Source organism: Rheinheimera sp. 1928-s, assembly GCF_029269265.1.
In the GTDB taxonomy this organism is placed as follows: Bacteria; Pseudomonadota; Gammaproteobacteria; order Enterobacterales; family Alteromonadaceae; genus Pararheinheimera.
On record NZ_JARIXP010000004.1, the window covers coordinates 529,912 to 543,014 of the forward strand.

The 13,103-nt window shown below is 48.0% G+C and carries 10 protein-coding genes; 5 read left to right on the forward strand and 5 right to left on the reverse strand.

Features of this window, described 5'->3' with window-relative positions; translation table 11 throughout:
* Positions 1-26 precede the first annotated feature (26 nt).
* Positions 27-731, reverse strand: a complete 705-nt coding sequence (locus tag P3C17_RS12765; RefSeq protein WP_300929792.1) for a transporter substrate-binding domain-containing protein — start codon at positions 729-731, stop codon at positions 27-29.
* Positions 732-1,035: 304 nt separating this feature from the next.
* Between P3C17_RS12765 and P3C17_RS12770 the strand changes: the two genes are divergently transcribed.
* From P3C17_RS12770 to P3C17_RS12785, 4 genes are all read left to right on the forward strand, one after another.
* Positions 1,036-1,329: a hypothetical protein gene (locus tag P3C17_RS12770; protein ID WP_300929793.1), complete on the forward strand. Its 294-nt coding sequence runs from the start codon at positions 1,036-1,038 to the stop codon at positions 1,327-1,329.
* Positions 1,330-1,554: 225 nt separating this feature from the next.
* Positions 1,555-3,150, forward strand: a complete 1,596-nt coding sequence (locus P3C17_RS12775; protein ID WP_300929794.1) for an amidohydrolase family protein — start codon at positions 1,555-1,557, stop codon at positions 3,148-3,150.
* 232 nt (positions 3,151-3,382) lie between these two features.
* Complete coding sequence (locus P3C17_RS12780) at positions 3,383-3,991, forward strand: PAS domain-containing protein (protein WP_300929795.1); 609 nt, start codon at positions 3,383-3,385, stop codon at positions 3,989-3,991.
* A gap of 80 nt (positions 3,992-4,071) precedes the next feature.
* Positions 4,072-6,654: a chemotaxis protein CheB gene (locus P3C17_RS12785; protein ID WP_300929796.1), complete on the forward strand. Its 2,583-nt coding sequence runs from the start codon at positions 4,072-4,074 to the stop codon at positions 6,652-6,654.
* Positions 6,655-6,674: 20 nt separating this feature from the next.
* Here the strand turns inward: P3C17_RS12785 and P3C17_RS12790 are convergent, their stop codons facing one another.
* From P3C17_RS12790 to P3C17_RS12805, 4 genes are all read right to left on the reverse strand, one after another.
* Positions 6,675-6,956, reverse strand: coding sequence for a hypothetical protein (locus P3C17_RS12790; protein ID WP_300929797.1), 282 nt, complete (start codon positions 6,954-6,956; stop codon positions 6,675-6,677).
* 75 nt (positions 6,957-7,031) lie between these two features.
* Entirely contained in the window at positions 7,032-7,331 is a 300-nt protein-coding gene (locus P3C17_RS12795; RefSeq protein WP_300929858.1) for a DUF2007 domain-containing protein, read from the reverse strand.
* Between the two features lie 249 nt (positions 7,332-7,580).
* Entirely contained in the window at positions 7,581-9,860 is a 2,280-nt protein-coding gene (locus P3C17_RS12800; RefSeq protein WP_300929798.1) for a S9 family peptidase, read from the reverse strand.
* Between the two features lie 331 nt (positions 9,861-10,191).
* Positions 10,192-11,187, reverse strand: coding sequence for a GGDEF domain-containing protein (locus tag P3C17_RS12805; RefSeq protein ID WP_300929799.1), 996 nt, complete (start codon positions 11,185-11,187; stop codon positions 10,192-10,194).
* Positions 11,188-11,357: 170 nt separating this feature from the next.
* Here P3C17_RS12805 and ggt point away from each other — a divergent pair, with 170 nt between their 5' ends.
* Entirely contained in the window at positions 11,358-13,049 is a 1,692-nt protein-coding gene (ggt, locus tag P3C17_RS12810; RefSeq protein ID WP_300929800.1) for a gamma-glutamyltransferase, read from the forward strand.
* Positions 13,050-13,103: the final 54 nt, after the last annotated feature.

A 13,103-nucleotide genomic window follows, 5' to 3' on the forward strand; every position in this document is an offset into this window, starting at 1 on the left:
CTGTCCGCCTATCCTTTTTGCATTGGCTAATCTGAGGAACCAGGCTCTGGTCTGATACCTGACAGCAAGTGCTGATAAACTCCGGATTTTTTAAGCTGCTTTATACCAGCATCCAAGGCTTCAGCCCTTTTGATACTCTGGGGATTATTTTTGCTAAAAGCCAGATAAATTTCGCTGCTGTAGTTCAGCTGACCACGCTGAATATTCTGTGCTTTCATGCCTTCGTGTTGCAGGTAATAACGCAATACATCATCAAAAAATATCGCCAGATCCAGCTTGTTGCTATTTAACAAACCAATAAGTTGAGCATGAGTTGACACCTGAACCAGCTTAAACCTGTGTTTATGCTGCTCAAATAAATCACCGTATTCATAACTCAAAATAACACCCACTACGGCGTCATCTGGAATTTGCGCTACCGAAGCATAAGGTTTTGGCCGAAGGTAATAATAGAATGAAGAATCGGCACTAAATAATGGTGTTTTATGCAGGGTAAATTCCTGTTCTGTGTTTTGTTGACGAGTGACATTCCAGCAGGCATCTGTTTTGCCCTGGCGGGTGAAATACAAAGCCCGGGCATAAGGCACAACCAGGGTGGTGATTTGATAACCCTGAGTGGCAAAAGCTGCTTTGACGAGCTGCTCGGACAAACCTTGCCCCTTATGGTCAGAAAATGGCGGCCAGTTATCCTCAGCCGCAATGCGAATAAGCATGGCAGAATCTGTTAGCACGCGATCATCCTGGCTTACCGCTGAAACAGGCCATATCAATAGCCAAAGATACAGATACAATCGCAAATGACAAACTCGGTTAAACCTTGATGATCTAAAGATAAACCAGATCAAAACAAGCCACCAGTTGCAGACTTGATCTAAAACAACAGCACTTTAATTAGTGTCTTCTGTTGTAAAAATTTAAACAAAATAAAGGGAATTCCCCCTGTGCTACACTGAATCGCGAACAGAGCATTCCATCGCATGACCACCAGAGATAAGCTATCGAATACTCAACTGTCAGCACTCATCAAGGATACTTATGCAATTCATCAAGCCTTTCGTCATCAAATATAAAAACCTGCTGCTGTTTACTGTTGTTGCCGGTATTTTGGCCGGATGTGCAACCCAGCCTATGGCAGGTCAAAGCGAATCAGACCCTATGAGTTTTGTCATGGGGCTTATCCACGGCTTCTGTATAGTTTTCAGCTTAATTGGCAGCTATTTTACCGACGTTCGTATCTATGCTTTTCCCAATTCAGGAGGCTGGTACGATATTGGTTTTGTCATAGGTGCCGCCATGTTTTTAGGGGGCGGTGGAGCCAGCGCCAGATAGTTTGTTTTCAAAGCACAGCATTCAACCAAAGGATAGATAAACAAAATCTGGTCTGCAGTGGTGTTGTGCCTTTCATTTTGTTCTAAAACGACTTTCCGCTTTAAAAACCAAACTGGCTGCCTATTTGTCGCTTCGCCAAGTGGGTTAAACCTATTCAGTTGCAGCCTGTTCCGTAGCTTGCCATAGTGTTTTCAGGTATACACAAAATAAAAACTAAGGAAACCTATGCGTATTTTGTCTTTGCTCAGCACTGCCTTACTAGTCACTCTTGCAGGTCAGCCCGCTTTAACCGAAGCCGCACCAACAGCACCTGAACGAACCCCGTCCGCGCCAGAACGGGACAGGGGCGAAGGCCCTTACAAACGGCTGATTTTGCGTGGCGGCACTTATATCAGCGGCGAAGGTGCTCCTCCTGTTGGGCCTGTGGATATAGTGATTGAAAACGACCGCATCACTGAAATCAAAGCTGTAGGTAATCCTGGTGTGCCTGTATTGCCGGAAGGACGGCCAAAAACTCAGGCTGGGGATCAGGAAATGGATGTCAGTGGCATGTATATTCTGCCAGGTTTTGTCGATATGCATGGTCATATAGGCGGGTCGGCCAACGGCACACCAGCTGAGTATGTGTTTAAACTTTGGCTGGCACACGGCATTACCACAGTGCGTGAACCTGGCAGTTTTAACGGCGTCGACTGGACTATGCGCCATGTCAAAGCTGCTGAAAAAAACACTATAGTGGCGCCCCGTATTGTGCCTTATATCGGCTTTGGTCAAGGCCTGAGCAAACCAGTATTCAGCCCGGAACAAGCAAGGGATTGGGTACGGGATATTAAAAAATCCGGAGCTGCGGGTATTAAGTTTTTTGGTTCAACGCCCGCTATTATCTCGGCCGCTTTGGATGAAGCCAAAAAACAAAAACTCGGTACCATGATGCACCACGCACAGCTCAACGTGATGGGCACCAATGCACTGGACAGCGCCCGTATGGGCTTAACCTCGATGGAGCATTGGTATGGTTTGCCTGAAGCTTTGTTTACAGGACAAGTGATCCAAAACTACCCGGCCAGCTACAACTATCAGAATGAGCAGGACAGATTCGCCAGCGCAGGCCAGTTGTGGAAACAGGCCGCAGCACCGGGCTCAGAAAAATGGAATGCGGTGCGGGATGAACTGATCAAACTGGACTTTACCATCAACCCTACTCTGACTATTTACGAGGCCACCCGCGATGCCAGTGCCCAGCGCAACGCCGAATGGCATCAGGACTACACTCTGCCCACTTTAACTGACTTTTTTAAACCCAACCGTTATGCCCATGGTTCGTTCTGGTTTGACTGGACCACGGATCAGGAGATTGCCTGGCGCGAAAACTACCGCATCTGGTTCCAGTTTTTAAATGACTACAAAAACCATGGCGGCCGTGTGACTGCTGGTTCAGATGCGGGTTATATCTATAAAATTTATGGTTTTGCTTATATTCAGGAACTGGAGTTGCTGCGTGAAGCAGGCTTTAACCCGTTGGAAGTGATACAAGTCGCTACCTTAAATGGCGCCCAGGCTTTAGGTATGGAGAAAGACATTGGCAGCTTAGTACCGGGCAAAAAAGCCGATATGCTGATAGTGGCCGAAAACCCGCTGGCCAACTTTAAAGTACTGTATGGCACAGGCCATTACCGTTTAAACAACAACAATGAGCCAGAGCGCAGCAAAGGAGTGCGTTACACCATCAAAGACGGCGTAGTGTACGACGCGCAGCAATTGCTGAAGGATGTGCGTGATCTGGTTCAAAGCGAAAAAGACGTGCACAAAGCAAAAAAATAACCGCTGTAGGGACGGCGGCTTGCCCCCGCCCGTTCATCCGACTAAATCAAGCAAAGTTTATCCCGCCCTATTCTCCGGGCTGTTGCATTAATCAGTGCGTCTGGTTAACAAATAGGTCTATACTCCAACAGCTATTTAGTTTTAGGGAAGCCAGACGCAGATGGCCCTCTGTCCGCCGTCCACTTGTGGCAGCAAGCGCGGTGCATGCTCGTCCATCGGAAAGGAAATGTGTATGTCTGACTTTAATACTCCTCATAAAGACGCAACTTCATTACGCCAGCAAGCAAATGAAAGACTCAAAGATGGCTCTGCTCAGTGCAGTGACGTCGTGGCCGCAAGTGCGGAAGCGCTGGCTGTGTTGTACCAATTAAGCAGCGCGCCTGATACCGCAGGTGATGGCCTTAAGTTGCTACACGAGCTGCAAACCTATCAGGTTGAGCTGGATATGCAGCTTGAACAACTGCAAGCGAATGAACTGGAGTCGAGTCATGAACTGAACTGCTACCGGATGTTTTTCGAGATGTCTCCCACAGGTTGCATGCTGCTCAGAACGGATGGCGTGATTATGGATTGTAATCTGGCCGCCGCCCGCTTGTTTGGGATTACCTCAGAACAACTACTTGGCCAGCCGGTAGATTCTTTGTTAAACACTGAAAGTAAAGCTCAATTTCGGGCGGCTTTGGCCAGACTGCAAAGTGGTGATACCAGCGTAAACAAAATCCTGACGACAAGTCCGGCTCAGCAGGGTCAACAAAGTCTGGAACTGAACATCAGCCTGTCACCGGACCGTCGCGCCATTATGATGATGGTTTGCGATGATGAGCCCAGGCTGCCTAGCTAAAGCAATCGTTTTTTTAGCTGAGCTTTAATGCCCGCTGGCAACAGTGGGCCATCTTCTTTTCTGTAATGAGCATGATCTGATTGAGTTCACACACTATTTCCAAAACCTCAGAAACCAAAGCAATACGTATTGTTGGTATAGGTGCTTCAGCCGGAGGCCTGGAAGCACTGAATCAATTTTTGGCCCAAACGCCAGCGGATACAGGTTTAGCCTGGATTGTGGTCCAGCATCTGGACCCAACCAAAAAAGCGCTGTTGCCTGAATTATTGCAAAAAGTAACAGCTATCCCTGTGCAGCAAGCCAGTCAGGGCATGTTAATTAAAGCCAACCATATTTATGTGATCCCACCCAATACCGAATTAACAGTGGCCAAAGGCGTCTTGCATCTGGCGAAACCAGAAGAACCACGTGGCATGCGCCTGCCAATCAATATTTTGTTTTCCTCCTTAGCCAGCGCCTTAGGGGACAAAGCCATTACCGTAGTGCTGTCAGGCATGGGCTCAGATGGCACTATGGGGGCTCAGGCAATTAAAGCTGTAGGTGGTTTATCGCTGGTACAGCAACCTGCTTCGGCCCAGTTTGACTCTATGCCACTAAGTGTTATTGCTGCAGGATCCGCCGACATTATTGCCACACCAGCTGAGTTACCCGGACGCATTCTTGAAGTAATGGCACACAAAAGCGAAAAGCATCAACCTCATACCGACACAACGACACTATCGGACAAGCCATCCGATGCATTACAACAAGTAATAATGCAGTTGCAGCGCCATACCCGCCATGATTTCTCCTCCTACAAAACCAGCACTTTATTAAGACGTATTGAGCGGCGTATGGCGATCCATTCCATCGGCTCCTTGCAAGACTATGCGACTTTTTTGCCAGACAACACGCAGGAAATCGACCTGCTGTTTAAAGAGCTATTGATTGGTGTCACCAGTTTTTTCCGCGAACCAGCGGTCTGGCAACATCTGTCTGAAATAGTCTTGCCTGAACTCATACAACAGCGAATAGACAGCAAAACCCTCAGAGCCTGGTGTATTGGTTGTTCAACAGGTGAAGAAGCCTGCACACTTGCCATTACATTCTGCGAAGTAGTAGAGCAAAACAGCGAGTTTAAAGGCTTTAGTTTGCAAATTTTTGCCTCCGATCTCAGTCCGGATGCTATTGCCAGTGCACGCCGTGGTCAATATCCTTTGTCTATTGCTGACCATGTATCAGCCGGGCGGCTGGATCGTTTTTTTGTGCGCCATGACCACTGCTACCAAATTAAACAATCCCTGCGTGACATGATTTTATATGCCCAGCATGATGTGATTCTGGATGCGCCTTTTACCCGGCTGGATTTAATTGTCTGTCGCAATCTGCTGATCTATTTTGATACTATGCTGCAGCGCCGTTTATTGCCGCTGTTTCACTACAGCCTGCGTGAAAAAGGTATTTTACTGCTGGGTAGTTCAGAAACCACAGGTCGTTTTCATGACTTGTTTGTTCCAGTGCAAGCCAAATTGCGGCTATATCAACGCCAGCCGCGCCTGACTCAGGCCGGACGCCAGTTGCCAGTACAATCCTTTCCACCTCTATCCACTTTAGCCAGGGAGCTTCCGGTGCCAACTGATAAACCCTCTGTACCACACCCCGACAACCTGCAACAGGCCGCCGATCAGCTGTTGCTTCAGGTCTATTCACCTGCTGCAGTGGTACTAAATAATGGCGGTGATATTGTTTATATCAGTGGCAGAACAGGCAAATACCTCGAACCAGCAGCGGGCAAAGCCAACTGGAACTTTCATGCCATGGCACGGGAAGGATTAAGGGCTCCGCTTGCTACCGCATTAAAACAAGCATCTCAACATAGCAGCCCTTTGCAGCTACGTGGCCTGACGGTATCGGTGCAAGACACAACTCAAAGAGTGGATGTGACAGTGCAGGCACTGCGTGAACCTTCAGCCTTACAGGGCATGACCATGATAGTGTTCCGTGATGTGGCAGGTGAAGTGACAGACCCGCAAGATCCGGTCTCAAGCGTCGATTTTTCTTTAGCTGCAGTGCAGCAACAATACCTGGATGAAATTCAGCTGTTGCGTGAAGAAACTCAGGCTTCCAAAGAAGAGCTGCAATCCAGTAATGAAGAGCTGCAGTCGACCAATGAAGAACTGCAATCGACCAACGAGGAATTAACCACCTCGAAAGAAGAAATGCAGTCGATGAATGAAGAGCTGCAAACCATTAACACCGAATTGCAAACCAAACTGGATGATTTAGCCCTGGCACAAAGTGATTTGCAAAACACCCTGAACAGCATAGAAATAGCTGTGTTGTTTTTAGATCAGCAGCTTAACGTAAGACGTTATACCGACAGAGCAGCCAAAATTATTAACCTGCGTGAAAGTGATTTGGGCAGGCCACTGACCGACCTGACCAGCAGTTTGTTGTATCCAACTTTGCATCAGGACGCTCAGGACACCTTACGTACCTTAGTGTTTTCAGAAAAACAAATTCCAACCAGTGACGAGCGCTGGTTTACCGTACGCATTATGCCGTATCGCCGATTGGATAACGTGATAGACGGGGTCGTTATTACCTTGGTGGATATCAGCACCACGAAAAAACTCGAAGCTGCTTTGCGGGAGCAATCGACTCCGACTGTAGTTGGCCCCTGACAGGGCCTTTTTAGTGCAGCTTATTTAAGGCTGACACCCGGAACTTCAGTGACGGTTTTGGCACCAGAGCGTTCAATAATTTTGACCAGTACAGACTGAATAGTCTCATCCTGCCGCACATCTTCTGTACTGGAAAACTTCTGCTGCTGCGCTGCAGCCCCTTCTTCCAATACAAAGGTCACCACCACTTCGGTGGCCTTCTCTGCTGTTTCACCAAAATAGGCCAGCGACACGCTTGGATAACCTTCAAAGCCTTTGGTCAGTTGCTTTGACAGGCGTTTTTTCGCTTTATCTAAATTCATACGATTTTTTCATCTGTGGGATAGTCAGCAAGACTATACAGCGCCAAAGCCTGCGCCGCAGTTATTTCTGTTAGCTCAGCCCTGCTCTGTGCCACAGTTCCAGCACAACTCAAAAGAAGCAGCGTTTTCCTCTGCACATTTGCTGCAATGCCAATCCTCAGCATCACTGTCTAGGTTCATATTCTTTAAAATCATACTGGCCAAGGCAAAATCGTTTTCATCCACCAGCCATAATTCCAGCCAGCTATCAAACGCAGAGGCTTCGCCAATCAGGCTGACCGCATGTTCGTTTTTGACAAAAACGTCAAAACCACGGCGCTGCAGAATATTTTTGATATTGCTGACAATCAACCGGTTTTCATGGGTATAGATCATTTTCAAGCTGGTTTTACTCCTGTCGTCAAACCAAAGATCAGTTAATAGTCCAGATAACGAACCATCAAGATACAGGAAACTACTTGAGTGTAGCTAATAGCAGAAAATACAGGAGTGCTGTATTAACCTCCACAAAACAGCAGCTTTGTGGAGGAGTAAAGATTAGGTAGCTTGCAGTGCTTTGGCACACACCTTTTTCGCCGCCACAAATAACAGCTTCAGCCGCCCCAATGACACTGCCCAGCCTGGTTACTGAGTTTTATTCCAATTCGGTGTTTGCTGTTGCTTTAAATGACGCAGGAAAAAGTCGAACTGACGGCGCTGCACATAACGAATGGGGCCAGTAGAGCGCCCTACCGCATGCTCGCCTCCCGGTACCAGCAACAAATCAAAATCTTTATCGGCTTTAATCAGGGCATTCACCAGTTGCATAGTCGATGCAGGGTCAACATTACTGTCCTGTTCACCGTTGATAATCAGCAGCTTTCCCTGCAACAGCTTCGCATGTTCGGTGACTGAAGATGCTGCATAATGAGGCCCAACCGGATAGCCCATCCACTGCTCGTTCCAGCTGATTTTGTCCATGCGGTTATCGTAACAACCGGCGTAAGCCACACCCACAGTGTAAAAATCCGGCTGAAACAGTAATGCGGCGACCGTACTCTGCCCCCCTGCGGAAGCCCCGTAAATACCTACACCCGAAGCTATGTTGTACCAGGGAAATTGTTGAGCTGCGGCTTTGTGCCACAGCACTCTGTCCGGAAACCCTGAGTCAGCCAGATTTTTCCAGGCTACATCATGAAAAGCTTTAGAGCGGTTTTTGGTGCCCATACCGTCAATTTGTACCACCACAAAGCCAAGATCAGCCAAGGCCTGCATGCCTATCACTTTATCGCCGCCCGAGTGAAAACCAAAGGGCCAGAAGCTTTTTGGCACAAAGCTGTCGTGGGGTCCGGCATAAATATTTTCAATCACAGGGTAGCTTTGATCCGGCTTAAAGTGTTGTGGCCTGACTATTAATCCCCAAATATCTGTGCTGCCATCCCGGCCTTTGGCCACAAAAGGTTGCGGCGCTCTAAAACCGGCGTTGGTTAAACGACTGATATCGGCTTTGGCCAGAGTACGGACTAAACTGCCGTCGCTGCTGCGGCGAAGTTCAGCCACATTAGGTAAATCCACCCGTGAATATAAATCGATGTAGTACTGCCGGTCGGCGGAAAAACTCACCTGATGAGTAGCATTTGCAGTGGTTAACGCTGTCAGGCCGCTGCCATCGAAGTTAATACGGTAATAATGGATAAAATACGGGTCTTGCTGCGCGTCCATGCCACTGGCAGCGAACCATAACTGCTGCTTTTCTTCATCCAGATGCAGCACTTCACGCACCCGCCAGTGACCCTTAGTGATCTGATTTTTCAACTGACCATTCTTGTCATAGCGATACAAATGCGCCCAACCATCCTGCTCAGATAACCAGACAAAATCGTTGTCTGCCAACTGCAACGGCTGATAAAAAGCGCCCCACTGATCAATAAAGCTATCGCTGCGCTCCGTCAGCAAGGCCCGTGGCTGCGCCGTTTTTGCATCCACTGCAATAATACGCACCAACTGGTGACCCCGTTCGGTATAACGAAAAGTAAAACTACTGCTGTCAGCCAGCCACTGCACTTTATCCAGCGTATAAGGCTGGCTAAACAGCTGATTATTGATCAGCCGCGCCTTGCCTGAATGCAGCTGCACCAACACAGGTTGGTCGATATCCACAGCATCCCCAGGTTTAGGGTAAAGCTGGCTCAGCGTTTTAGGCTCAAGCTGGTCATCAGGCGACGACAAGACACGATTCACCATTCGTGCTGTGCCGGGTTTGACCTTCATCACCAGTAAAGCTGAACTGTCGGGCGCCCATTGAATGGATTGCGCGTCATAAAACTGCTCAGCTGTGCCATCCTGGCTTTGGTATTTAATACTGCCATCTTTGGCTTTAATCAACAGATTATGCCCAAGAGTCTGCGCCTGGTAAGCACCATCAGGCGAAGTTCGCAGTGGGTTATCGGCTTCAATCCGCAGATCTCTGACCACACCAAAAGCCTTAGGCTGGCCTTTACGCTCCAGGGTTTTACAAAGCCTTCCGTCTAACTGACATTGCCAGCTTTTGCTGTCGTAATAAAACTGGATCTGCTGGCCATCCTGGCTGTAACTGAAACTGTCAAAAGGCAACTGCAAGGCACTGAACGACTGACCCGAGGCTTGGCTTAACGCTTTGCTGAGCAATTGATGATCAAAGGCAGGTTCTGGTTTTTCGTTGTCCACCGTATCGCGGAAAAATAGAAAACCACCTTCCACACTCAGTTTGTAATGAAACTGATGCCCTTCAGCCGCCCATTTGGGCTCAAGCAGCACATCGCGGGTCAGGTTCATCCAGTTATCCCGCAACGACAAAGACTGCTCCATCGGAGCTGTATCAACAGCCGCCTGAGCAGAGATACAACAGAGCAAAGCTAAAGCAGCGCAGTAAGCTGTTAATTTCATAACAATTGATACCCATAACAAAGGAAGAAACCAAGCTATAGAAAAAAGCGGTGAAACAAAAGGCAGCGAAAACTAATTCACGTTTAAAGCACGGCAAGGTCAGTTGGAATGCGGTGGGAAAGCAAGCCCCGTCCTTAAGGCTGATATTGTTGGATCAATACAAGGCTCTCAAGACTGTCGCCTGATGATCATAAAAATGTTTTAATGACTCGCTTTCTTTGTTTTCAACTCCCTGACTTTGGTTGCACTAAAAACGGCAAGCAGTAGCAATATCGGTGAATGGCCTTTGAACTGGATAACAAAACAGTGCCAGAAAACAGGGCGCAGTTCATTAGTATCTCACCCTGCCCATACACACTCTATTACGACCAGAAACCTTAGCCTGCATCATGGCTTGATCGGCTTTGTGCAGTAAGTTTTCCAGCATAATTTGTGGTTCAAATTCAGTTGTCAGTTCAGCGAGGTTGGCACAGGCTATACCAAAACTGGCAGTGCAACTGATTTCTCCGCCCTCAATCACTATTTTGTGTTGTTCAAAGCCGACACGCATACGCTCTGCCAGTTGCCTGGCCTGCTCTACATCCGTATCAGGCAAGACCATGGCAAACTCTTCTCCGCCTACACGAGCCAGCACGTCAGAGCCACGCACTATGTTTTGCGCCAGCGCTGAAATATTCACCAGCACAGCATCACCTGCGGCGTGGTTCCATTGATCGTTCACCTGCTTAAAATGGTCTAAATCAAACATCACCACCGCAAGACTTTGCCCGCCACGATGCGCCTGAAGAAGCACTTGTCGGCTCAGGGTAAAAAAAGCTCGTCTGTTATACAGCTGAGTCAGTTCGTCCGTATTGGCTTGTCGTTCAGCCAAAGCTTTGGCATCCGCCAATTGCTGTTCCATATGCTTGCGATCAGTAATATCTGTGGCTATTTCAATACGCACCAAACGACCATCTACCCAATAAATGGCCTGATCGCGGCACTGATACCATCGACCATTTATGGTGTTCTGAAACTCCCAGACATAAACGCCGGATGGCTTTCCGTCAGTATCAAGTAACTTGTGGTTGGTGCAAAAATGACAAGGCGAGTCCTGCCCGGCCTGCAGTACCTGATAACACTTCCTGCCCGCTACTGGCCCCCACTCCGCCGCACCATAGTCGTTGATATACAACAAATCGTAAGTTTGCATATCAGACACATACACCAGCGCATCCAGACTATTCAAAATGGTCTTAATAGCCTGATAGCTATGGTTTTCGTCCATCAAAGCAACAGACTTTGTCGCACCTTCTGAAACAACAGCATCAGCAGAAATAGAATTCATGGCAAACCAACTGATAAAAATGAAACATCCGAACATTACCATAAATGAATATAGTAGTGTTAATTTCAGCTTGCTAAGCTGGTCTTCTGCTCAGCCTGTTAGTTGATAGAAATTCTTGTCATCAGACGCATTAAAGGATAGAACAGTAAATAAACATCAAGGAGTTAGTTATGGCTTACCGCTTTTTTTCTGCAGTGTTACTGCTGTCGTTATCGATATTTTTTAGTCCTTTACAAGCAGCAGAAACGACAGTCCAAACCCAAAGCATAAAAAGTGGCGCTGTCGCCTCCCCCGATCAATACGGTGCTTTGGTGGCTGAGCAAATTTTGCGAAAAGGCGGTAATGCGGTAGATGCGGCCATAGCCACAGCCTTTACTCTGGCCGTAACCTACCCCGAAGCCGGCAATATAGGCGGCGGTGGTTTTATGCTGGTGTGGTTTGACGGTAAACCTTATTTCCTCGATTACCGTGAAACAGCACCAGCAGCAGCTCATAGGGATATGTACTTAAATGCCGACAAGCAGGTCATTGAGAATTTAAGTTTAATAGGCCATAAAGCCAGCGGCGTGCCAGGCACTGTGATGGGCTTGTGGCTGGCGCATAAAAAGTTTGGCTCCCTGCCATGGCAGGATTTAGTAGCTCCGGCCATTCATTACGCCAGCACTGGTTTTACTGTGGCTGAAAACCAGTATCAGTACCGCGCTGATTTGCTACAACAACTGGAGGGGAAAACCAATTTCGCCCAGTATTTTGCTGCGATGAAAGCAGGCGAAAACTTTAAACAAGCTGAACTGGCCGCAACCTTAAAACGTATTGCAGCCCAAGGTCCAGACGATTTTTACAAAGGCAAAACCGCAGAGCTGTTAGTGGCAGAAATGCAGCGTGGCAAAGGCCTGATCACTATGGAAGATTTAGCCGCTTACCGCGCGGGTTGGCGCGAAGCGTTAGTCACACCTTGGCATGACAAGCAGCTGATTAGCGCACCGCCACCAAGTTCAGGCGGCATAGCGCTGGCGCAATTATTGGGCTTAAAACAGCGCCGAAGCGGCGACTTCAACAACGTAAAACACAACAGCAGCCAGTATGTGCACTTACTAGCTGAGCTGGAAAAACGGGTTTATGCTGACCGGGCAGAATATTTAGGTGACCCTGGTTTTGTCACAGTGCCGCAGCAGCAATTACTCGACAGCAGCTATCTGGATAAACGCGCTAAAGAAATCAATCCGCTCACTATCTCTGAAACCAAAGCTATTAAACCTGGCCTTGAAGGCTATCACACCACTCACTTCTCCATTTTGGATAAGCACGGCAATGCGGTATCAAACACCTATACGCTGAATCTGGATTTTGGCAGCGGCGTGGTGGTGCAAGGCGCAGGCTTTTTATTGAATAACGAAATGGATGATTTCTCTTCCAAGCCGGGTATACCCAACGCCTTTGGTGTAGTCGGTAACGACGCCAATGCAATAGCACCGGGCAAACGTATGTTATCGTCCATGACCCCCAGCATTTTGGTGCAGGACAATAAAGTGCAACTGGTCGTTGGTACACCGGGAGGTTCAACCATCATCACCTCAATTTTTCAGGTGATCACCAACCTGTTCGACTTCGACATGCCACTGCAAAAGGCCGTGGCAGCCCCACGTTTTCACCATCAGTTATTACCCAAAGATCAAATCACCATGGAGCCTTACGCCCCACTGGCAGCTGAAGTGCAACAAGAGCTGACGAAAAAAGGCTACAAACTACATACCCAAGGCTGGAATTTAGGTGATGTGCAGGCGATACAAGTGACAGCTGATAAAGTAACAGCAGCAGCCGATCCACGTTCCCGTGGTGTGGCCAAGGTTATTGAGTATTAAGTTGAATATTAAGTCGAATAGTAGAGTGAGATTTAACGTTCTCGGGGCGGGATA